The organism is Pseudomonas onubensis, from assembly GCF_965653655.1.
Classification (GTDB): domain Bacteria; phylum Pseudomonadota; class Gammaproteobacteria; order Pseudomonadales; family Pseudomonadaceae; genus Aquipseudomonas.
On sequence record NZ_CBFHAZ010000002.1, the window covers coordinates 23,163 to 42,848 of the forward strand.

Annotated in this window: 15 protein-coding genes and 2 pseudogenes; 11 read left to right on the forward strand and 6 right to left on the reverse strand. The window is 60.6% G+C overall.

Annotated features, from left to right (window positions below):
* The first annotated feature begins 66 nt into the window (after positions 1-66).
* From ACTD9P_RS00975 to ACTD9P_RS00990, 4 genes are all read left to right on the forward strand, one after another.
* Positions 67-972, forward strand: a complete 906-nt coding sequence (locus ACTD9P_RS00975) for a cation diffusion facilitator family transporter (RefSeq protein WP_438866341.1) — start codon at positions 67-69, stop codon at positions 970-972.
* 110 nt (positions 973-1,082) lie between these two features.
* On the forward strand, positions 1,083-2,303 hold the full coding sequence (locus tag ACTD9P_RS00980) for a TolC family protein (RefSeq protein ID WP_438866342.1): 1,221 nt from the start codon (positions 1,083-1,085) through the stop codon (positions 2,301-2,303).
* A gap of 18 nt (positions 2,304-2,321) precedes the next feature.
* A complete protein-coding gene (locus ACTD9P_RS00985) occupies positions 2,322-3,428 on the forward strand; it encodes an efflux RND transporter periplasmic adaptor subunit (RefSeq protein ID WP_438866343.1) in 1,107 nt (368 codons plus the stop codon).
* Between the two features lie 18 nt (positions 3,429-3,446).
* Positions 3,447-6,581, forward strand: a complete 3,135-nt coding sequence (locus tag ACTD9P_RS00990) for a CusA/CzcA family heavy metal efflux RND transporter (protein WP_438866344.1) — start codon at positions 3,447-3,449, stop codon at positions 6,579-6,581.
* Between the two features lie 649 nt (positions 6,582-7,230).
* Here the strand turns inward: ACTD9P_RS00990 and ACTD9P_RS00995 are convergent.
* From ACTD9P_RS00995 to ACTD9P_RS01005, 3 genes are all read right to left on the reverse strand, one after another.
* The gene (locus tag ACTD9P_RS00995; protein ID WP_438866345.1) at positions 7,231-8,625 is read right to left on the reverse strand and encodes a heavy metal sensor histidine kinase; all 1,395 of its coding nucleotides are present in this window, start codon (positions 8,623-8,625) and stop codon (positions 7,231-7,233) included.
* Positions 8,622-9,296, reverse strand: a complete 675-nt coding sequence (locus ACTD9P_RS01000; RefSeq protein ID WP_017137677.1) for a heavy metal response regulator transcription factor — start codon at positions 9,294-9,296, stop codon at positions 8,622-8,624. Before ACTD9P_RS01000 ends, ACTD9P_RS00995 begins: the two co-directional genes overlap by 4 nt.
* A 343-nt stretch (positions 9,297-9,639) precedes the next feature.
* The gene (locus ACTD9P_RS01005) at positions 9,640-10,959 is read right to left on the reverse strand and encodes an OprD family porin (protein WP_438866346.1); all 1,320 of its coding nucleotides are present in this window, start codon (positions 10,957-10,959) and stop codon (positions 9,640-9,642) included.
* A gap of 225 nt (positions 10,960-11,184) precedes the next feature.
* Here ACTD9P_RS01005 and ACTD9P_RS01010 point away from each other — a divergent pair, with 225 nt between their 5' ends.
* The 4 genes and pseudogenes from ACTD9P_RS01010 (at position 11,185) to ACTD9P_RS01025 (ending at position 13,574) form a co-directional block, all read left to right on the forward strand.
* Entirely contained in the window at positions 11,185-11,517 is a 333-nt protein-coding gene (locus tag ACTD9P_RS01010; RefSeq protein WP_438866347.1) for a DUF2790 domain-containing protein, read from the forward strand.
* 194 nt (positions 11,518-11,711) lie between these two features.
* Positions 11,712-12,350, forward strand: a pseudogene (locus ACTD9P_RS01015) (PAS domain-containing protein); the annotation flags it as partial.
* Positions 12,351-12,506: 156 nt separating this feature from the next.
* A pseudogene (locus tag ACTD9P_RS01020) lies at positions 12,507-12,938 on the forward strand (methyl-accepting chemotaxis protein); the annotation flags it as partial.
* Between the two features lie 60 nt (positions 12,939-12,998).
* On the forward strand, positions 12,999-13,574 hold the full coding sequence (locus ACTD9P_RS01025) for a flavin reductase family protein (RefSeq protein ID WP_438866348.1): 576 nt from the start codon (positions 12,999-13,001) through the stop codon (positions 13,572-13,574).
* A gap of 3 nt (positions 13,575-13,577) precedes the next feature.
* Here the strand turns inward: ACTD9P_RS01025 and ACTD9P_RS01030 are convergent, their stop codons facing one another.
* On the reverse strand, positions 13,578-14,462 hold the full coding sequence (locus ACTD9P_RS01030) for a LysR family transcriptional regulator (protein WP_438866349.1): 885 nt from the start codon (positions 14,460-14,462) through the stop codon (positions 13,578-13,580).
* A gap of 121 nt (positions 14,463-14,583) precedes the next feature.
* On the opposite strand from ACTD9P_RS01030, the gene ACTD9P_RS01035 reads away from it, so the two are divergent.
* A complete protein-coding gene (locus tag ACTD9P_RS01035; RefSeq protein ID WP_438866439.1) occupies positions 14,584-15,921 on the forward strand; it encodes an MFS transporter in 1,338 nt (445 codons plus the stop codon).
* A gap of 119 nt (positions 15,922-16,040) precedes the next feature.
* Here the strand turns inward: ACTD9P_RS01035 and ACTD9P_RS01040 are convergent, their stop codons facing one another.
* Positions 16,041-16,850, reverse strand: coding sequence for an AraC family transcriptional regulator (locus ACTD9P_RS01040; RefSeq protein ID WP_017137672.1), 810 nt, complete (start codon positions 16,848-16,850; stop codon positions 16,041-16,043).
* A gap of 137 nt (positions 16,851-16,987) precedes the next feature.
* Between ACTD9P_RS01040 and ACTD9P_RS01045 the strand changes: the two genes are divergently transcribed.
* Together ACTD9P_RS01045 and ddlA are read left to right on the forward strand one after the other, a co-directional pair.
* Positions 16,988-17,626 (forward strand): LysE family translocator, encoded by a 639-nt coding sequence (locus tag ACTD9P_RS01045; RefSeq protein ID WP_438866350.1) that lies wholly within the window; start codon positions 16,988-16,990, stop codon positions 17,624-17,626.
* Positions 17,627-17,670: 44 nt separating this feature from the next.
* Complete coding sequence (gene ddlA / locus ACTD9P_RS01050; protein ID WP_438866351.1) at positions 17,671-18,765, forward strand: D-alanine--D-alanine ligase; 1,095 nt, start codon at positions 17,671-17,673, stop codon at positions 18,763-18,765.
* Between the two features lie 179 nt (positions 18,766-18,944).
* Here the strand turns inward: ddlA and pgeF are convergent, their stop codons facing one another.
* A complete protein-coding gene (gene pgeF / locus ACTD9P_RS01055) occupies positions 18,945-19,667 on the reverse strand; it encodes a peptidoglycan editing factor PgeF (RefSeq protein WP_438866352.1) in 723 nt (240 codons plus the stop codon).
* Positions 19,668-19,686: the final 19 nt, after the last annotated feature.

The window sequence follows — 19,686 nt, forward strand, 5'->3', positions numbered from 1 at the left end:
AAGGTATGCGTGGGAATTTGGCCTATAGCTCTATGATCAACGGACTACACACCACGAGGACATGTCATGAGTGCAGGACACAGCCACGCCCAAGTACGTGCCGGCCACGAACGCAAGTTATGGATGGCCTTGGGGCTGACCGGCAGCTTCATGATTGCCGAGGTTATCGGCGCTTTTGTCACCGGCAGCCTGGCATTGTTGTCCGACGCCGCGCACATGATGACCGACGCCCTGGCCCTGGCTATTTCCCTGGTGGCCATTCAGGTCGCCAAGCGTGCTGCCGACCGCAAGCGCACCTTTGGCTATGCGCGTTTCGAGATCCTGGCGGCGGCCTTTAATGCGCTGCTGCTGTTCGCCGTGGCGTTTTACATCCTCTACGAGGCTTATCAACGACTGCAGGCGCCAGCCGAAATCCAGTCCACCGGCATGCTGGTGATTGCGGTGCTGGGGCTGATCGTCAACCTGATCTCCATGCGCCTGCTCAGTGCTGCCAGCGGTGAAAGCCTGAATGTGAAGGGCGCTTATCTGGAAGTCTGGAGCGACATGCTCGGTTCTATCGGCGTGATCATCGCGGCGGTGGTGATCATGTTTACCGGCTGGGGCTGGGTGGACTCCGTGGTGGCGGCGGCGATTGGTTTCTGGGTGTTGCCACGCACCTGGACGCTGCTCAAGGAAAGCATGAACGTCCTGCTGCAGGGCGTGCCGGACGGCATCGATATCGACCAGGTTGAGCAGGCCATTCGCAATGTGCCTGGGGTCAAGGACGTGCACGACCTGCATATCTGGGCGCTGACCAGCGGCAAGAATGTGCTGAGCACGCATTTGGTTGCCGATCCGTCGCAAGGCACTGAGCAACAAATCCTCACGCGGGTGACGGAATTGCTGCACGAACAATTCGATATTTCCCACGTCACCTTGCAGGTCGAAGGCGAAGGCTTTCATCACGACGACCCTGACGAGGTGCACGCCTGAGGCTGTGCCTGTCGGATTTGTAATCTTCGCTCCACCGCTCTGATAAGTCGCGAAAGCTACATTGCCCCCGCTGGAAACCTCAGCGACTTCATGGGCGTGGAACTCTCGTTATGGCACTTTCTTTTAGAACACTTTTGCGGGCGGCAGCGTTGTGGGTAGCGGCGAACGCTGTCCAGGCGCAAACCCTGACGCTCGATTCAGCCTTGCAAACCGCCTTCGCCAACAACCCCGACCTGGCCGCCGCGCAATGGGAAATCGACATCGCCCAAGGCGGCCGTCAGCAAGCGGGTTTGATCCCTAACCCAGTGGCTTCCTGGGATGCCGAAGACACCCGCCGCAACTCGCGTACCACTACGATAAAACTCAGCCAGACCCTGGAACTGGGCGGCAAACGCGGTGCGCGCATTGATGTGGCAACACGCGCCCAAGACGCTGCCGCGTTGACCCTGGAGCAGCGGCGCAACGGCCTGCGCGCCGATGTGATCGACAGCTACTACGGCGCTCTGCGTGCCCAGGAACGCCTCGATTTGGCGCAACGTTCAATGGCCTTGGCCGAGCGCGGCCTGGTGGTCGCCAATGGACGCGTCAAAGCCGGTAAATCATCGCCGGTAGAAGCCACTCGCGCCCAGGTGCAGTTGTCGCAGATCCGCCTTGAACTGAACCGCGCGCAGATCGGCCTCACGGATGCCTACCGCCGCCTCGCCGCCAGTACCGGCAGCGCGACTCCTGACTTCCAGGCGGTCGCCACACAAAGCCAATCCGCACCACCGTTGCCGCCTTCCGCCCAGTTGCTGGCGCGCCTTGAGCAAACCACCGAGTTGCGCCTGGCTGAACTGCAAATCCAGCAAAACGAGGCCAGCGTAGGGCTGGAAAAAGCCCAGCGGATTCCCGACCTCGACGTGTCGATCGGCAGCCAGTACGACGCCAGCGTGCGTGAACGTGTGAACGTGGTGGGCGTGTCGATGCCGATCCCGTTGTTCAACCGTAACCAGGGCAATGTGCTGGCCGCCAGCCGCCGCGCCGACCAGGCTCGCGACCTGCGCAACGCCGTCGAACTGCGCCTGCGCACCGAGACCCGCCAGGCCCTGGACCTGTGGCAAACCGCCAATACCGAAGTGAGCACCTTCAACCAACAGATCCTGCCCGCCGCCCAAAGCGCGGTGGACAGCGCCACCCGTGGCTTCGAGATGGGCAAGTTCAACTTCCTCGACGTGCTCGACGCCCAGCGCACCTTGATCGCCGCACGCACCCAATACCTCACGGCGACCGCTCAGGCTACCGATGCCTGGGTGCGTATCGAACGGATTTACGGCGACCTCGCCCGGTTTTGATTTTTCCTGGAGTCCTCTATGAAACATAAACATGGCGTGGCGCTGGCCGTCGCCCTGGGCCTGATGCTGTCTGGCTTTGCCGCCGCCGATGAAGAAGAAGGCGCGCTTGAACTTACTGAACAGCAGATCCAGGCTGCGGGTATCCAACTTGCCCAGGCGCAACCACGCTCGGTCAGCACGGTGCTGACGCTGCCGGGGGAAGTGCGTTTCGACGAGGACCGCACTTCGCACATCGTCCCGCGCGCGGCCGGTGTGGTGGAGGCGGTCAAGGTCAACCTTGGGCAGTCAGTGAAGAAAGGCGAGTTGTTGGCGGTGATCTCCAGCCAGCAGATTTCCGACCAGCGCAGCGAGCTGGCGGCCAGCGAGCGCCGAGTTGAATTGGCGCGCACCACCTTCCAGCGCGAACGCCAATTGTGGAAGGACGAAATCTCCGCCGAGCAGGATTACCTGCTGGCGCGTCAGACCTTGCAAGAGGCCGAAATCGCCCTGAACAATGCGCGCCAGAAGATGACCGCCCTCAGCGGCAGCGCGGTTCTGGTCGGTGGCAATCGTTATGAACTGCGTGCGCCGTTTGCCGGCGTGGTGGTGGAAAAACACCTCGGCGTCGGCGAGGTGGTCAGCGAGACCAGCAACGCCTTCACGCTCTCGGACTTGTCCCAGGTGTGGGTCACCTTTGGTGTGTTTCCCAAGGATTTGAACAAGGTCCGGGTCGGCAAACCAGTGAAGGTCATCTCCACGGAAATGGGCACTGAAGTGCAGGGCACCGTGGCCTACGTGGGCAATTTGCTCGGCGAGCAGACGCGTACCGCCACCGTGCGCGTGAGCGTGCCCAACCCCGACGACGCCTGGCGCCCGGGCCTGTTTGTGACGGTGCAATTGGCCACCGATACCTACCAGGCCAAGGTCACCGTGCCGCAAACCGCAATCCAGACTGTTGAGGACAAACCCTCGGTGTTCGTGCGCACTGCAGAGGGCTTTATCACCCGCCACCTCGAACTCGGTGTGAGCGAAAACGGCTACGTCGAAGTGCGCCAGGGCCTTGAGGCCGGAGCGCAGGTAGCCACCGTCGGCAGCTTCATCCTCAAGTCCGAACTGGGTAAAGGCTCGGCCGAGCACGCCCATTGATCCTGCGAGTGATTCCCCATGTTTGAGCGCCTTATCCAATTCGCTATCGAGCAGCGCATCATCGTGCTGCTGGCGGTGCTGTTGATGGCCGGTGTCGGCATCGCCAGCTATCAAAAGTTGCCTATCGACGCGGTGCCCGACATCACCAACGTGCAGGTGCAGATCAACTCGGCGGCGGCCGGTTTTTCACCGCTGGAAACCGAGCAACGCATTACCTTTCCGATTGAAACCGCCATGGCCGGGCTACCGGGTTTGCAACAGACGCGTTCGCTGTCGCGTTCGGGGTTGTCCCAGGTGACGGTGATTTTCAAAGACGGCACCGACCTGTTCTTCGCCCGCCAATTGGTCAACGAGCGCCTGCAAGTGGCACGCGGGCAATTGCCGTTGGGCATCGAAACCGCGATGGGGCCGATCTCCACCGGCCTTGGGGAGATTTTCCTGTGGACCGTCGAGGCCGAAGACGGCGCGCGCAAGGACGACGGCACGCCCTACACGCCGACCGACCTGCGCGTGATCCAGGACTGGATCATCAAGCCGCAACTGCGCAATGTGCCGGGCGTGGCCGAGATCAACACCATCGGTGGTTTCGCCAAGGAATACCAGATAGCCCCGGACCCCAAGCGCCTGGCGGCCTACAACCTGACCTTGGGCGATCTGGTCACGGCGCTGGAGCGCAACAATGCCAACGTCGGCGCCGGTTATATCGAGCGCAGCGGCGAACAATTGCTGATCCGCGCGCCGGGGCAGGTGGCGTCCATTGATGATATTGCCAATATCGTGATCACCAGCTCGGACGGCACGCCGATCCGCGTGCGCAATGTGGCGCAGGTGGAAATCGGCCGTGAGTTGCGTACGGGCGCGGCCACCGAAAACGGGCGTGAAGTGGTGCTCGGCACGGTGTTCATGTTGATCGGTGAAAACAGCCGTACCGTGTCCCAGGCGGTGGCGAAAAAACTCGCAGAGATCAACCGCTCGCTGCCCGCCGGTGTGGTCGCCGTGACGGTCTACGACCGTACCAACCTGGTGGAAAAAGCCATCGCCACGGTGAAGAAAAACCTCTTCGAAGGCGCGCTGCTGGTAGTCGCCGTACTGTTCCTGTTCCTGGGCAATATCCGTGCGGCGCTGATCACGGCGATGGTGATCCCGTTGGCGATGTTGTTCACCTTTACCGGGATGTTTACCAACAAAGTCAGCGCCAACCTGATGAGCCTCGGCGCGTTGGACTTCGGCATTATCGTCGACGGCGCAGTGGTGATCGTCGAAAACGCGATCCGTCGCCTGGCCCATGCGCAGCAGCGACATGGGCGGTTATTAACGCGTAGCGAGCGCTTGCACGAAGTGTTCGCAGCGGCCAAGGAAGCACGGCGGGCACTGATCTTCGGGCAACTGATCATCATGGTGGTTTACCTGCCGATCTTCGCCCTTACTGGCGTGGCCGGGAAGATGTTCCATCCCATGGCCTTCACCGTAGTGATCGCGCTGCTGGGTGCGATGATTCTGTCGGTGACGTTCGTACCCGCCGCGATTGCGCTGTTTGTGACCGGCAAGGTCAAGGAAGAAGAAAACCTGGTGATGCGCACTGCACGTCGGGTCTATGCGCCGGTACTGGATTGGGTGATGACGCGCCGTTCATTAGTGTTCGGTTTGGCGGTACTGACCATCGTCGCCTCGGGCGCGGTGGCCAGTCGCATGGGCAGTGAGTTTATCCCCAGCCTCAGTGAAGGCGACTTCGCCCAGCAGGCTTTGCGCGTACCCGGCACCAGCCTGACGCAATCGGTGCAGATGCAGCAGCAGCTGGAAAAAATACTGATCGCCCAAGTACCGGAAATCGAGCGGGTGTTTGCGCGCACCGGCACGGCGGAAATCGCCTCCGACCCGATGCCGCCGAACATTTCAGACAGCTATGTGATGCTTAAACCGAAGGATCAATGGCCGGATCCGAACAAGTCTCGCGAGGCGCTGATTGCCGACATCCAGCGCGCCAGTGCGATTGTGCCGGGCAGTGCGTATGAACTGTCGCAACCGATCCAGCTGCGGTTCAACGAGCTGATTTCCGGGGTGCGCAGTGATGTGGCGGTGAAGGTGTTTGGCGATGACATGGCGGTGCTCAACAAGACCGCCGGGGAAATCGCCGAGACCCTGCAAAAGCTTGATGGCGCTTCGGAGGTGAAGGTAGAGCAGACCTCCGGCCTGCCGGTGCTGACGATCAATATCGACCGTGACAAAGCCGCACGTTTTGGCCTGAATGTGGGCGATGTGCAGGACACCATTGCTGTGGCCGTCGGTGGGCGCCAGGCCGGTACGTTGTACGAAGGCGACCGGCGTTTTGACATGGTGGTGCGGTTGTCCGACGCGTTGCGCACCGATATCGAAGGCTTGTCGCGGTTGTTGATCCCGGTGCCGGCGTTGGCCGGCAATGCGGCGGGGCAGTTGGGCTTTATTGCCTTGTCCCAGGTGGCGAGTCTGGACCTGGTGCTCGGCCCGAACCAGATCAGCCGCGAGAACGGCAAGCGTCTAGTGATCGTCAGCGCAAACGTGCGCGGGCGTGATATCGGCTCGTTTGTCGAAGAGGCCGAGACGGCCATCAGCACCCAGGTGAAGGTGCCCGCCGGTTATTGGACCACCTGGGGTGGCCAGTTCGAACAGTTGAAGGAAGCCTCCGAGCGTTTGCGCATCGTAGTGCCGGTGGCGTTGCTGCTGGTGTTCGGGTTGCTGTTTATGATGTTCAATAACCTCAAGGATGGCTTGCTGGTGTTTACCGGGATTCCGTTCGCGTTGACCGGTGGCATCATGGCGCTGTGGCTGCGCGATATTCCGCTATCAATCTCGGCGGGCGTGGGCTTTATCGCGTTGTCCGGTGTGGCGGTGCTGAACGGCCTGGTGATGATTGCCTTCATCCGCAACCTGCGTGAAGAAGGGCGCTCGTTAGCGTTGGCGGTCAACGAAGGCGCGCTGACACGCTTGCGCCCGGTGTTGATGACGGCGCTGGTGGCGTCACTTGGGTTTATCCCCATGGCGCTCGCCACCGGCACCGGCGCCGAAGTGCAGCGGCCGCTGGCGACGGTGGTGATCGGCGGGATTATTTCTTCTACGTTGCTGACCTTGCTGGTGCTGCCGGCGCTGTACCAGTGGGCGCATCGCAAGGAAGAATGACGCGTGTGAGCTGAGCGGGCTTGATACTGAAATGATCAAAGCTTCCACAAGGGATCGGCTTTGTTGGTTAGATCTCAGTTCGCAGGGCTATCGCGGCATGCGCAAATACCACCAGCGAAGCAATTCAAATGTGGGAGCTGTCGAGCCCCGGCGAGGCTGCGAAGACGGCGGCACAGGCGATATATAAGGTGCCTGACCCACCGCTTTCGCAGCCTCGCTAAAGCTCGACAGCTCCCCAGGGGATCGGCTTTGTTGCTTGGGTCTCGGTGCGCAGGGCCATCGAGTCGAACGCAGATTTTGCCAGCGACAAAGCTCAAATGTGGGAGCTGTCGAGCCCCGGCGAGGCTGCGAAGACGGCGGCACAGGCGATATATAAGTTGCCTGACCCACCGCTTTCGCAGCCTCGCTAAAGCTCGACAGCTCCCACAGGGGATCGGCTTTGTTGCTTGGGTCTCGGTCAGCAGGGCCATCGCGTCGAACGCAGATTTTGCCAGCGACAAAGCTCAAATGTGGGAGCTGTCGAGCCCCAGCGAGACTGCGAAGACGGCGGCACAGGCGATATATAAGTTGCCTGACCCACCGCTTTCGCAGCCTCGCTAAAGCTCGACAGCTCCCACATCGAATTGCTTGGGTTTGAAGTTCGCATTCCCTATTCAGGCAGTACCCGAGGAAACACCAGGCGAAACAAGGTAAAGCCACCGGGCAGGCTGCGCACGTCAGCCTGCCCCTGGTGCAGGGTCATGATGGATTGCACGATGGCCAGGCCCAAACCGGTGCCGCCTTCGGTGCGGGCGCGGCTGCTGTCGACGCGGTAGAAACGTTCGAACAGGTGCGGCAGGTGCTGCGCTTCGATCCCGGGGCCGGGGTTGCTCACCGACAGCGCAACCTGATTGCCATAGGCCTCCACCAGCAGCGAAATATGTGAGTTTGCCGGGCTGTGGCGGATGGCGTTGGACAGCAGGTTGGACAGCGCACGTTGAATCATCAGGCGATCGCCCTGCACCTGGGCATCGCCGCTGAGGGTCAGGGTCAGTTGTTTGTCTTCGGCACTCAGGGCAAACAAATCCATCACGCGATGGGCTTCGTCCGCCAGCGATACTTGGGTAAATGAACCCCGCGCTGCAGGATGGCTGACCTGAGCCAGGAACAGCATGTCGGAGACGATGCGCGCCAGGCGCTCGAGCTCTTCGGTGTTGGATTCCAGCACCGCCTTGTACTCCTCCGGTGGCCGCTGGCGGGACAGCGTCACCTGGGCCTTGCCCATCAGGTTGGTCAGTGGCGCGCGCATTTCGTGGGCAAGGTCATCGGAAAACTGCGACAACTGTTGCACGCCCGCGTCCAGACGGTCGAGCATCACGTTAAAGCCATGGGCCAATTCGCCCAGCTCATGGGGCAGGTTGTGGACGGATAAACGGTGAGTCAGGTCCTGGGTGGTGACTTTGGCCGCCACATGGCTGAACTGCTTCAACGGCGCGAGCCCGCGTTGTACCAACCACCAGGCGCCCATGCCGATCAGGATCAGCAGCATCGGCAGGGCAATCAAAGTGGCGCGCAGGTAGGCACTGAGCAACGCCTGGTCGTCCATGCGATCCAGCGACAGCAGCACGCGCACCCTTTCGCCATTGGCCAGGCGCATCAGGCTGGAGGCGCTGAGCACCTGGTTGCCATTGCTGTCGGCCCAATTGAGGTAGCCGAGGGTTTCCTTGGGGGTGAAGTCCGTGAGCAAAGGCTCCTGGGGCTTGGCGCCAATGCTCAGCAGTACGCTTTCATCCGGCGCGGTGCCGACGATGGTCAGGTAGAAATTGTCGTGGCCGATCACCAGGTCCATCAAAGAGTGCGGGCGCGCGCGGATGCGGTTGGCATCCAAGCCTTGGGCCACACTGTGCTGGATTTGCTCCATCTTGCTTTCCAGGTTCTTGCGCGCGAGCTTTTCCAACTCGTGGGTCAGGGCCACGTAAGCCAGGGTCGCCAGCAACAGCACCAGGCCGGCGCCCATCAGGCTGACCGTCAAGCCGAGGCGCATCGACAAACTGCCGGTTCTCATCCGCGTGCCTCCAGCACATAACCCACGCCGCGAATGGTGTGGATCAGCTTGACCTCGCTCTGGTCGTCGACCTTGGCCCGCAGGCGGCTGATGGAGACTTCCACCACATTGGTGTCGCAGTCGAAATTCATGTCCCACACCAGGGAAATAATCTGCGTGCGGGTCAGTACTTCGCCGGTCTGACGCATCAGCACCTGCAGCAGCGCGAACTCCTTGGTGGTCAGGTCGATACGCCGGGTGCCGCGATAGGCGCGATGGCGGCGCGGGTCCAGCTCCAGGTCCAATACGCGGAACACGTCCGGCTGCGGGATATGTTCGCTGCGCCGCAACAGGGTACGCACCCGCGCCAGCAGCTCGGGAAACTCGAAAGGTTTGACCAGGTAATCATCGGCGCCCATGTCCAGGCCTTTGATCTTGTCGGCCAGGCGGCCACGGGCAGTCAACATCATCACCCGTTGCGTGCCATTGCGGCGCAATTGCTCCAGCACTTCCCAGCCATCCTTGCCCGGCAGGTTGACGTCGAGAATGACCAACTCATAGGCGTGCTGCCCGGCCAGGTGCAGGCCGTCGATTCCATTGGACGCGCAGTCCACCACATAGCCGCTTTCATTCAGGCCCTGTTGCAGGTAGTCGGCGGTTTTTTGCTCGTCCTCAACCACAAGGATACGCATGGGGGTTTACCTTTTACTGAGGGAGAAGGGCTCCATTTCCTTATGGAATCAGGTGTTTTGGGAGTAGGAAAAGTCTGAACTGTGAAGTCGCTTCAGGGTCAACTGCGACCATTGGTCGCTGCTGAATCTGCCCGCAAAAAAAAACGCCCCGAGGGGCGTTAAAAATTCATCTCTTTTCCAAAGGAGCTACAAAAAAGCTTCTAGAGACGAATGTTGCTCGGTGCAGATAAGTTGATGCGAGTATAGAAAGTTCAACTTAACGAGAAGCTGAGCTCAATATTACAGTTTTGATAACTGGCTATTTGTGAACAGATGTTAGTTAACGGCAAGCGAATGTAAGGGCTCACAGCGCAACCAGTGGATACTCGGCAATCAAGCGAACTTCCTCCAGGTCTGACTCGAATGCACTGGAGCGCACAGTGGCTTGGCGTAAACGCAAGGACAAATCCTTGAGGCTACCACTTTGCACCACGTATTTGGCCTCGATATCCCGTTCCCAACGGCGTTGATCGGTCAGCGGGTTACCGGCGGCGTCGCGGCGCATGTACACCGCATTGGCATTGCTGTAGTCGGCGCCGGTGCCTTTGGCGTAGCGGGTCATGAATGACAGGCCGGGAATGCCGAAGGCCTGCATGTCCAGGTCGTAGCGGGCCATCCATGAGCGCTCCTTGGGCGAGTTGAAATCGCTGTACTGGATCGAGTTGTTGAGGAAGATCGAGTCCGACTGGCGAAGGTAATCAAAGTCGTCATTGCCGTTGTTGCGCTGGTGCGAGAGGGCCAGGCTGTGGGCGCCGACCTTGACCCCAAGCCTGGCACTCCAGATGTTGTTATTGAATTCACCCAGCAGTTTTTTGCCTTCGTCCACGGCCTTGTAATAGTTGACGTCGCCGAACAAGGACACGTCGTCGCTCAGCGGGTAACTGGCGTTGGTGCCGACGTAGTACTGGTCCCAGGCGTCTTTCAGACGGCTGCTGTACAGGCTGACGCTCAGGTGTTTGTTGACGCTGTAGTCACCACCGAAATAGCCGATCCAGGGTGAATCGACCTTGCCTGCATAGAAGGTTGCAAAGCCTTTGTTCATGCCGCTTTCACTCGGCTGGCTCATGCCGCTCAGGCGTCCGCCTTGCAGGCTCAAGCCCTCAAGGCTGGTGTTCTGCGCGGTGACGCCGCGAAAGCTTTGCGGCAACAGGCGCGAATCGCCAGCGGCCACCACCGGTGTGGCGGGAAACACGTCGCCAGCCTTTATCACCGTATCCAGCACCCGCAGTTTCGCCGCGCCGCCGAATTTGCTGTAGCCACTTTCGGGGTGGTTGTCGCTGTCTACCGGCAGCACGCCGAACGAACCCTTGCCGCCGCTGCGACCGGTGCCCGAGTCGAGCTGGAGGCCGTACATGACAAAGGCATCCAGGCCGAATCCAACCGTGCCTTGGGTAAACCCGGACTCGAATTTGCCGATCAAGCCCTGCGCCAAGGCTTCGGAGTAGCCGTTGCCGGTAGGGCTGGACTGGCCCTTGCGGTCATCGCGGTTGAAGTAAAACGTGCGCGCCAGCACGTTGACGCGGCTGCCTTCGATAAAACCTTCGGGCTTGTCCTCTACGGCCGCGGCCGCCAGGGGCAGCGCGGCCAGCAAGGAAAAGGGAAGGATGAAGTAAGTAATGTGCATGTTTCGCTCCTGGGTAGTGGCAGTTTTCAGCTTCTTATAGAGGCGGGCATTCTTATTGATCTGGCCCGGGCTGATAGTTGCAAACCGTGGATAACGAACTCATGGCGTGAACATTACAATTCTGGAAGCTTACAACACATAACAAATAAGTAACGTTTTGGTGAACATTGCGTCAGGGTTGTTCGATTAATCTCGTCACTGAACTTTTCAGACGAGGAACTAATGATGAAAGCTTATAAAGTTACCCTGGGTGTCTTGGTCGCGGTCATGTCTTTTGGTGCGTTGGCCGAAGGCGGCGGGGACCGCACCTTTGCCCTGATGATGGAGCGCAATGAAAAAGCCATGGCCGCTTATGCCGAAAAGAAAGGCAAGCCCGCGCCCGAGGTGCAGGCCTACCGCTATGGCATGAAGCTGGACATTGAGAAGGTGGTGAACGTGACGCCGCCGATCCGCTCTTGCGAAGCGGTGCCTTCACGCATGACCTATGAAGACTCCACCGGCAAGCTCAATACCCTTGAATATCAAGTGATGGGCGTGTGTCGAAACAACGGCGGTTAATGGATCCAAAAAAACAGTTGGCTGCGGCGAAAAAAGCGCTTCAGAAAACGCCGGCAGCGCCGATGCAGGTCAGATCCACCTCCCTAAATGCCCATCGGTGCCCCATGTTCAATACCCGCCTGAAGCAAGAGCTGACTGCTCTTCGCGAAGAATTGTCGAGCTTGCAACAGGTCAAGGAGAGCCTGGAAAGTGAAATGCTGTGCCTGACGCTGGATGCCGACGGCCGGGTGGAGTGGGCCAATGCCAACTTCCTGCAGGAACTGGCTTACCAAGCCAGCAACATCGTGGGGCGTCACATTGACGAGCTGGTGCCTGCGCATGTGCGCCAGGACGAATTCCAGCTGCGCTTTAAAAATGCCCTGGTGCGCGGCGAACACTTCGCCGGCACCGTGCGCCTGATGCGTGGCAACGGCAAGGAAGCGTGGCTGCGCTCGATCGTGCAGCCGGTGCGCAACTCGCAGGGGCACATCAAGCATTTTTCGATTTACTCAAGCGACCTCACCCGTACCATCGAAGCTTCGCGCGAGCATGAAAACCTGATTACCGCGCTGGTGCGTTCCACGGCAGTGATCGAATTCGACCTCGACGGGCATGTACTCACGGCCAATGATCGCTTTCTCGGTGGCATGGGCTACAGCCTGGCGCAGATCCAGGGCAAGCATCACCGCATGTTCTGCGAACCGCAGGAGTACAACAGCAGCGAATACCAACAGTTCTGGAAGCGCCTGAACGCCGGTGAATTTGTTGCGGCACGCTTCAAGCGGGTCGATAGCCATGGCCGCACGGTTTGGCTGGAGGCCACGTACAACCCGGTGCTGGACGCCAATGACCGCCTGTACAAAGTGGTCAAGTTCGCCACGGTGATTACCGATCAGGTCAATCAGGAACAAGCTGTGGCCGAGGCTGCCAACATTGCCTATAGCACCTCGCTGCAAACCGACAACAGCGCCCAGCGCGGCACCACCGTGGTGACCCAGGCGGTGGATGTGATGCGTGACCTGGCCAAGCATATGCAACAGGCCGGTGATGGCATCGAGGCGCTGAATGCCCAGTCCCAAGTGATCGGCACCATCGTCAAGACCATCAGCGGCATCGCCGAACAGACCAACCTGCTGGCGCTCAACGCAGCCATTGAAGCGGCGCGTGCCGGTGAGCAGGGCCGTGGTTTTGCGGTGGTGGCCGATGAGGTGCGTCAGTTGGCCTCGCGTACCAGCAAGGCAACGGAAGAGATTGTCGGCGTAGTCCGCCAGAACCAGGACATGGCCCGCGATGCGGTAACCTTGATGAACGACGGCCGCCTGCAGGCCGAGCAAGGCTTGGCCCTGGCGGCCGAGGCGGGCACGGTGATCGTGGAGATTCAGGACGGCGCGCAAAAAGTCGTCAGCGCGGTCGGGCAGTTCGCCAATCAGCTGTCGAGCTGACCCGCAGGGCTTGTGCTTGAGGTATCGTAGGTTTTTTCTTGCTTGAAGAGCCGACCCTCCATGAGCCCGACCCACCGTCGCCCCGTTCCGCTGTCCAAGGCCTACCGCTTGCTCAACCACGGCCCGACCGTGCTGGTGAGTGCCGCCCACGACGGCAAACGCAATATCATGGCTGCTGCCTGGGCCATGCCATTGGATTTCGAACCGCCGAAGGTCGCCGTGGTGTTGGACAAGTCCACCTGGACCCGCCAACTGCTGGAAGGCGCCGGCACCTTTGTGTTGCAAGTACCCTGTGTGGCACAGGCCGATCTGGTGCAGACGGTCGGCAATACCACCGGTTCGGAAACGGACAAGTTCGCCGCCTACGGCCTGCACACCTTCAGTGGCGAGCACACCCTGGCGCCGCTGCTGGAAGGCTGCGTGGCCTGGCTGGAGTGCCGCTTGCTGCCCGAGCCACACAACCAACAGACCTACGATCTGTTCCTCGGCGAAGTGGTCGCCGCCTATGCCGACGAGCGTGTGTTCAGCGAGGGGCATTGGCACTTCGAAGGGCATGACGCATTGCGCACCTTGCACCATATCGCCGGCGGGAATTTCCTCAGCATCGGTGCGCCGGTTGTAGGGCGCCAGCTGTAAGCCTTACCAGCGCGCGTTTGCCAAGGCGTCGGCAAACGCCATGAGCTTCGGCGAGTATTGCCGGGAAGGCGGGTAGACCAACGAGATCGCCCGACTGCGCCCGGCAAACGCTTGCAGTATGGGCACCAGCCGCCCGGCAGCGAGGTCATCGCGCACGGCAAAATCCATCACTTGGGCGATGCCGAAGCCGCCCAGCGCGGCGTCCACCATCGCGTCACCGATATCGAAGATCAACCGCCCTTCGACGGCTACGTCCTGCACCTTGCCGTCGCGCATGAATTGCCAATCGACCAGGCGGCCGTTGCGCAGATTGCGTACGGTAATGCTGTTGTGATCCTTAAGATCCTCAATGCTGTGCGGGGTGCCGAAACGCGCAAGGTAACTGGGCGCGGCAACGGTGACCCAGCGCAACGGCGGCAGGGCGCGGGCGATCAGGCGCTGGTCCTGGATTTCGCCGGTGCGCAACAATGCATCAAAACCTTCGTCGACAATATCCACCAGGCGGTCGGTCATCACCGCTTCAATGCGCAGCTCGGGGTAAAGCAAGGTCAGCTCGCCAATCACCGGCATCACCACTTTGCGTCCGAACAGCGACGGTGTGCTGATCTTCAACAGGCCGGATGGACTGCTGCGCCGGTCGAGCATTAACTTTTCGGTTTCGGCCAACTCCGCCAGTAACGGCGCGCAGCGTTCGTACAACATTTGCCCGTCGGGTGTGAGGCTGACGCTGCGGGTGTTGCGTTGCAGCAGGCGCACGCCCAGCTCGCTTTCCAGCCGCGAGATGGCGCGCGACAGCCCGGATTGGGTGAGCCCCAGGTCACCCGCAGCACGCGTGAAGCTGCGAGTTTCGGCCACACGGGCCAGCAGGCGAACAGCGTTCAGATCCATGATTAAAGTCATTACTGAAAGGTTGATAGCGCTATTTATCATCTGTTACGCATAAAAGACACTGGCGGCCTCTTATTTTGGACAGGACGCTGTGATGTCTCCCTCTCGACCCTCTGGCTGGATGTTGGTGCTGCTGGCCACTGCGCAACTGATCATCGCCCTGGATGCCACCATCGTGTTCGTGGCCTTGCCACAGATCGGCGCTCACCTGGATTTTTCCGCTCAGCAATTGCAGTGGGTGGTCAGCGCCTACAGTGTGGCGTTTGGCGGTTTCCTGTTGCTGGGTGGCCGGGCTACGGATCTGCTTGGCAAGCGCCGCTTGTATCGAACTGGACAGGCCCTGTATGCGTTGGCGTCGCTGGCGGCGGTGCTGGGTGGCAGCGCGGTTTTGCTGGTGCTGGCGCGTGCGGTGCAAGGCGTGGGCGGGGCGTTGTTGTTCCCGGCCACATTGGCGCTGATCAATACCCACTATGCCGAAGGCCCGTCGCGCAACCGCGCGTTTGCGGTGTGGAGCGCGGCGTCGGCAGCGGGGTTGGCCCTCGGCGCGTTGTTGGGTGGCGTGCTGACCCAGGCGTGGGGCTGGGAAGCGGTGTTTCTGGTGAATGTGCCGCTGGCCAGCGGCTGTGCGTGGGCGGCGCGCTACTGGATCCCGGCCGATGGTGAGCGTGTGCGTGGGCGCAAGTTTGATATCGGTGGCGCGCTGACCGTGACCGTTGGTGGCACCTTGCTGGTGTTCGCGCTGGTGCAAGGCCCGGAATGGGGCTGGGCCGCCCCTTCGACGTTGAGTTGCATCGCCTTGGCCGTGGCGCTGCTCGGGTTGTTCGCCTGGATCGAACAGCGTGGCCGCGACCCGCTGATGCCGCTGCGGCTGTTTGCCTATCGTGAACTGCGCATGGCCATGGTGCTAACGGCGGTGTTCATGAGCAGCTTCGGCGTGCAGTACTACTTCCTGGCGCTGTATTACCAGCAGGTTTACGGCTACAGCGTGTTGCAGGCCGGGTTGGCGTTTTTGCCGGCGACCCTGGTGTGTACGTTCGGCATCTGGCTGGCGGAGCGATCGTTGGCAAGGCTGGGGTTGCGCAACACCCTGGTCACCGGGCAACTGGCGGGTGCGGTGGGCATTGCACTGGTGTGCTGGGCGCTGCCGACGGGCGTAGGGTTCTGGTCGTTGTTGCCGGGGATTTTTATCTTGAGCATCGGCCAAGGTATGACCTGGACGGCGATGTGGGTGGCGGCGGGCTTGGGTATCAGGCCAGGCGAGCAAGGTGTGGCGGCGGGTATGGCCTCTACCAGCCAGCAGATTGGCGGGGCGTTGGGGCTGGCGGTGCTGGTGTCGGTTGCCAATAGCGGTGGGATCGAGCTGGCGTTGTGGTGGAGTGCGGCGATTGCCCTGGTGGGCGGCGTGTTGGCGCTGCGCCTCAAAGCGCCCGCGCCGAGCGCTATATTTAAAACAACCTGAATCAAATGTGGGAGCGGGCTTGCTCGCGAAAGCGGAGTGTCAGTCGACTAATAATTGGCTGACCCACCGCATTCGCGAGCAAGCCCGCTCCCACATTTACTGTATTTCAAGTCAGAGGATCAGCGCCCGAGCATCTTCACCCACCGCGACGGCGGCATGCCGTAGGTGCTGCGAAATTGCCGGGTCATATGGCTCTGGTCGGTAAAGCCTGCGGTCAGCGCCGCGTCCACCAGCGATTGGCCTTGCGCCAGCAAGCTGCGCACCAAATCCAGCCGGCGCATGGTCAGGTAGCGGTAGGGGCTGGTGCCGAACAACAAACGAAAATCCCGCGACAGCGCCCAGCGATCGCGACCGCAGTGGTCGGCCATTTCATCCAGGGTGATGCTGCGGCCCAGGGCGCTGTGGATAAACTCGCGAGCGCGCTCGGCAGCCACATAATCGAACGACTTGCGGCTGATGATTGCGCCCGACGCCGCGTTCAGCGCGTGTGCCAGGTCGAACAGGGCGTCCTGTTCCTGCATCGGGTCAACCGGGCAGTCGAGGTTTTGCAGCAACACTTCGCTGGCGCGGAAAAGGCGTGGGTCAGTCGACAAGCCGTTGTGGATAAACGGTAAAGGCCGACCGCCGAGGATCTGTTGGATCAGCGCCGGCTCCACATAAATCATCCGGTACTTGAAACCCTCCACACTGCTTGCGCGGCCGTCATGGGATTCATCGGGGTGAATCACCATGGTCCGGCCCGGCAGGCTATGGGTCATGCAGCCGCGGTAGTGATAGCTCTGCACGCCAAACAAGGTGCGGCCGATGGCGTAGGTGTCATGGCGATGCGGGTCGAACGCAAAGCCGGCGAAGTACGCCTCGATACGGTCCAGGCCGCTGGCGTGGGGGGCGCGGTGCAGCCAGTCGAGGGTGGAAGTGGGTTGGCCCATGATGACTTGTCACATGTAGAGGTGGAAACACGTTAACCGAGTCTGCAGCGGTTGTCTGCCGGGGTCTTGTACGATTGTGCAAGCGTGGGGCGAGGCCTATGATCCGGGTTCGTGTACTGCGCTGACGGAGCTGCCCCATGGATTTTTTCAACCCCGCCTATGTGGCACCGTTAGTCTCGCTGGCGCTGCTGTGGACGGTCGCTGTGGTGACGCCCGGGCCAAACTTTTTCAACACCGCGCAGTTGGCTGCCAGTTGCTCCAGGCGCCATGGTGTTATGGCCTCGGCGGGCGTGGCCAGCGGCACGATTATTTGGGGCTTGGCAGGGGGTTTGGGCATCAAGTCGCTGTTTACTGCCGCGCCCATGCTCTACCTGGCGTTCAAGATCATCGGCGGTTGTTACCTGATTTACCTTGGGCTCAAGTTGTTCAAGCGCTCGGCTCCGTCTGTGGGCCAGGCCGTGCTGCCCGACGAACCGCAGCGCTCATTGTTTTCCGCCTGGCGCTTCGGGTTGTTGGGCAACTTGTCCAACCCCAAGGCCGCGCTGTTCGTCGCCACGGCGTTTGCCTCGACCATGCCGCCGTCTCCTTCGCCCGCCTTGTTGACCCTGGCGGTCATCACCATGGCGACCTTGTCGTTCAGTTGGTATTCCAGCGTTGCCCTGGTGTTTTCCAGCGAACGCATGGCCAACCTTTACGCGCGTTCACGCAGATGGCTCGACCGCTTTGCCGGCGGTTGCTACCTGCTGTTCGGCGCACATCTGGTAGCGAATCGCTGACCGCTCATGGTAAGAAGCCTTACTTTCAACAGTGAGGCCGGGTCATGAGCAAGGTGCGGGTAGGTATTATTTTTGGTGGCCGTTCGGCTGAGCACGAAGTTTCGTTGCAGTCGGCGCGCAATATCGTCGATGCGCTGGACCGTTCGCGCTTTGAGCCCATCTTGATCGGCATCGACAAGGCCGGCCACTGGCACCTCAACGACTCGTCGAACTTTCTGATCAACCAGGAAAACCCGGCGCTCATCGCTCTCAACCACTCCAACCGTGAACTGGCGGTAGTGCCGGGCAAGGCCAACCAGCAAGTGGTGGAAACCTCCGGTCAGGGCCTGCTGGAACACATCGATGTGATCTTCCCCATCGTCCACGGCACCCTCGGCGAAGACGGTTGCCTGCAAGGCCTGCTGCGCATGGCCGACCTGCCTTTCGTCGGCTCCGACGTGCTGGGTTCGGCGGTCTGCATGGACAAAGATGTCAGCAAGCGTCTGCTACGCGATGCCGGTATTGCTGTCACACCGTTTATCACCCTGACCCGACGCAATGCAGCGGGTACTGCGTTCGAAACGGCTGTGAATAAGCTTGGCCTGCCAATGTTCATCAAGCCCGCCAACCAGGGATCTTCGGTGGGTGTGAGTAAGGTTGGCAACGAAGCCGAGTACCACGCCGCCGTAGCACTGGCCATGGGCTTCGATGAAAAAGTGCTGGTGGAATCTGCGGTCCAAGGTCGTGAAATCGAATGCGCCGTATTGGGCAACGACAACCCCATCGCCAGTGGCTGTGGCGAGATTGTGGTGAGCAACGGCTTCTATTCCTACGACAGCAAATACATCGACGGGCAGGCGGCCCAAGTGGTGGTGCCGGCCGATATCAGCGTCGAAGCCAGCGAGCGCATTCGCCACCTCGCCATCGAAGCGTTTGAGGTATTGGGCTGCGCAGGTTTGGCGCGGGTTGATGTGTTTCTCACCGATGACGGTGAGGTGCTGATCAACGAGATCAACTCATTGCCAGGCTTCACACGTATCAGCATGTACCCGAAGCTGTGGCAGGCGGCGGGGGTGAGTTACAGCGAGCTGGTAAGCCGGCTGATCGAGCTGGCGCTGGAGCGGCATGCCGGGCGTAAGGGGCTTAAGATCAGCCGATGAAATGACTCGAGTAAAATGTGGCCTCTGTGGCGAGGGAGCTTGCTCCCGTTGGGGCGCGAAGCGGCCCCAAAACCAGACAGCACGGTTCTACCCTGAAATAACGTAGTGGCTAAATTGGGGCTGCTGCGCAGCCCAACGCGGGGCAAGCCCGCTCGCCACAAAAGCACCCTTGGCACTGATCAGGGGTTGCGAGCAATCCACGAATAGATCAACGTCTTCGCTTCTTCAGGGTGATGCGTGCGCCTGCGATAGCTGGCGAAGGTGGAGGAGGTGCAATACGTACACACTTCACTGACTTCGATCTGCTCAGGCTTAAGCCCTGCCGCTTGCAGCAACATCACTCCGTAGCCGCTCAAATCAAACCAGGCACTTCCCGTTTGCCTGGCATAGGGCGGGGCAATTTCGGGGGGCAGCAAAGACGCCGGTTGCAGCAAGCTCCACGGCGCCCGACCGTCACGCCACAGGTGGCCTTGGTCCGCCTGAAACTGCGCAATAAAGTCCTCGCTCACTTCATAGCAACACGCTTTGATTGACGGTCCGATTGCCACCTGCAACTGGTCCACGGCGATACCTTCGTCGGCAAATTGTTGCACGGCATTGGCGATAATCCCGCCTTGCAACCCCTTCCAACCGCCATGCACCGCTGCGACCATCGCACCGTCTTCAGCCGCGATAAGAATGGGCAGGCAATCGGCCGTGATCACCGCAATCGGTTGATGCACGCGCGTGAACACACCATCCGCCGCCACACTGTTGGTTGCCAGCTGCGCCTGCCATTCAATCACCGTCGCGCTGTGTACCTGCTTGCAGAAGAACACCGCGTCCGGGCGCGCAGAGTCATTGATCGAGCAAAAACCATGGTCGACGCCGGGGAGGGCGCCGAGATTATCAGCCTGTTGCACGGCATTCTCTCCGTTTGTA